The sequence below is a fragment of the Shewanella sp. UCD-FRSSP16_17 genome (genome assembly GCF_001675935.1).
Taxonomy (GTDB): Bacteria; Pseudomonadota; Gammaproteobacteria; order Enterobacterales; family Shewanellaceae; genus Shewanella; species Shewanella japonica.
This window is the reverse complement of record NZ_LZFV01000012.1, coordinates 1-2,933: the sequence shown is the minus strand read 5'-3', so window position 1 is coordinate 2,933 and position 2,933 is coordinate 1. Positions and strand designations below refer to the sequence as shown.

At 50.7% G+C, this 2,933-nt stretch carries 1 rRNA gene; it reads right to left on the bottom strand.

Features of this window, described 5'->3' with window-relative positions:
• Positions 1-18: 18 nt before the first annotated feature.
• Positions 19-2,910, bottom strand: a 23S ribosomal RNA gene (locus A9267_RS09030).
• Positions 2,911-2,933 lie beyond the last annotated feature (23 nt).

Below are 2,933 nucleotides of genomic sequence, written 5' to 3'. Positions count from 1 at the left end.
AAAACTCATCTGGGTTGTATGGTTAAGCCTCACGAGTCATTAGTACAGGTTAGCTCAACGCCTCACAACGCTTACACACCCTGCCTATCAACGTCCTAGTCTCGAACGGCTCTTTAGAGGAATTAAATTCCTAGGGATGACTCATCTTAGGACTCGCTTCCCGCTTAGATGCTTTCAGCGGTTATCGATTCCGAACGTAGCTACCGGGCAATGCTATTGGCATAACAACCCGAACACCAGCGGTTCGTCCACTCCGGTCCTCTCGTACTAGGAGCAGCTTCCTTCAATCATCCAACGCCCACGGCAGATAGGGACCGAACTGTCTCACGACGTTCTGAACCCAGCTCGCGTACCACTTTAAATGGCGAACAGCCATACCCTTGGGACCGACTTCAGCCCCAGGATGTGATGAGCCGACATCGAGGTGCCAAACACCGCCGTCGATATGAACTCTTGGGCGGTATCAGCCTGTTATCCCCGGAGTACCTTTTATCCGTTGAGCGATGGCCCTTCCATACAGAACCACCGGATCACTATGACCTACTTTCGTACCTGCTCGACGTGTATGTCTCGCAGTTAAGCTGGCTTATGCCATTGCACTAACCGTACGATGTCCGACCGTACTTAGCCAACCTTCGTGCTCCTCCGTTACTCTTTGGGAGGAGACCGCCCCAGTCAAACTACCCACCAGGCACTGTCCCGAACCCCGATTAGGGGCCGCGGTTAGAACATCAAAACTACAAGGGTGGTATTTCAAGATTGACTCCACTCCATCTAGCGACGAAGCTTCAAAGTCTCCCACCTATCCTACACATGTAGGTTCAATGTTCAGTGCCAAGCTATAGTAAAGGTTCACGGGGTCTTTCCGTCTAGCCGCGGGTATACGGCATCTTCACCGCAATTTCAACTTCACTGAGTCTCGGCTGGAGACAGCGTGGCCATCATTACGCCATTCGTGCAGGTCGGAACTTACCCGACAAGGAATTTCGCTACCTTAGGACCGTTATAGTTACGGCCGCCGTTTACTTGGGCTTCGATCATGAGCTTCTCCGAAGATAACCCAATCAATTAACCTTCAAGCACCGGGCAGGCGTCATACCGTATACGTCATCTTGCGATTTTGCACAGTACTGTGTTTTTGATAAACAGTTGCAGCCACCTGGTATCTGCGACTCCCAACAGCTTAGAGAGCAAGTCTCATCACCGTCAGGAGCGTACCTTCTCCCGAAGTTACGGTACCATTTTGCCTAGTTCCTTCAGCCGAGTTCTCTCAAGCGCCTTGGTATTCTCTACCCGACCACCTGTGTCGGTTTGGGGTACGATTCCTACTAACCTGAAGCTTAGAAGATTTTCCTGGAAGCATGGCATCAACTACTTCAYCRCCTTAGYGRCTCGTCATCAGCTCTCAGCCTAATGTTCACCCGGATTTGCCTAAGTGAACAGCCTACAACCTTAAACGCGGACAACCAACGCCGCGCTAGCCTAGCCTTCTCCGTCTCTCCATCGCAGTTAGCAAAAGTACAGGAATATTGACCTGTTTCCCATCGACTACGCCTTTCAGCCTCGCCTTAGGGGTCGACTCACCCTGCCCCGATTAACGTTGGACAGGAACCCTTGGTCTTTCGGCGTGGGGGTTTTTCACCCCCATTATCGTTACTCATGTCAGCATTCGCACTTCTGATACGTCCAGTGTGGGTTACCCCTTCACCTTCAACCGCTTACAGAACGCTCCTCTACCGCTTGCACCTAAGTGCAAACCCATAGCTTCGGTGTATTGCTTAGCCCCGTTAAATCTTCCGCGCAGGCCGACTCGACTAGTGAGCTATTACGCTTTCTTTAAATGATGGCTGCTTCTAAGCCAACATCCTAGCTGTCTAAGCCTTCCCACATCGTTTCCCACTTAGCAATAACTTTGGGACCTTAGCTGATGGTCTGGGTTGTTTCCCTTTTGACGACGGACGTTAGCACCCGCCGTCTGTCTCCCGAGTAGTACTCACTGGTATTCGGAGTTTGCAAAGGGTTGGTAAGTCGGGATGACCCCCTAGCCTTAACAGTGCTCTACCCCCAGTGGTATTCGCTCGAGGCGCTACCTAAATAGCTTTCGAGGAGAACCAGATATCTCCGAGTTTGATTGGCCTTTCACCCCCAGCCACAAGTCATCCGCTAATTTTTCAACATTAGTCGGTTCGGTCCTCCAGTTGATGTTACTCAACCTTCAACCTGCCCATGGCTAGATCACTCGGTTTCGGGTCTACGCCTTGCAACTAAACGCGCAGTTAACACTCGGTTTCCCTACGGCTCCGCTATTCGCTTAACCTCGCTACAAAACGTAAGTCGCTGACCCATTATACAAAAGGTACGCAGTCACGGTCTCAAGAACCGCTCCCACTGCTTGTACGTATACGGTTTCAGGTTCTATTTCACTCCCCTCACAGGGGTTCTTTTCGCCTTTCCCTCACGGTACTGGTTCACTATCGGTCAGTCAGGAGTATTTAGCCTTGGAGGATGGTCCCCCCATATTCAAACAGGATGTCACGTGTCCCGCCTTACTCGATTTCATCTATGGTTAGTTTTCGTGTACGGGGCTATCACCCTGTGCCGCTGTGCTTTCCAACACATTCCACTAACACCCCATAGACTTAAGGGCTAATCCCCGTTCGCTCGCCGCTACTAGGGGAATCTCGGTTGATTTCTTTTCCTTCGGGTACTTAGATGTTTCAGTTCCCCGAGTTCGCCTCATACAGCTATGTATTCACTGTATGATGACCACTTATGTGGCCGGGTTTCCCCATTCGGACATCGTTAGCTCAAATGCTTGTTACTAGCTCGCCAACGCTTTTCGCAAGTTACTACGTCCTTCATCGCCTCTGACTGCCAAGGCATCCACCGTATACGCTTAGTCACTTAACCATACAACCCAAATAAGTTTCAAA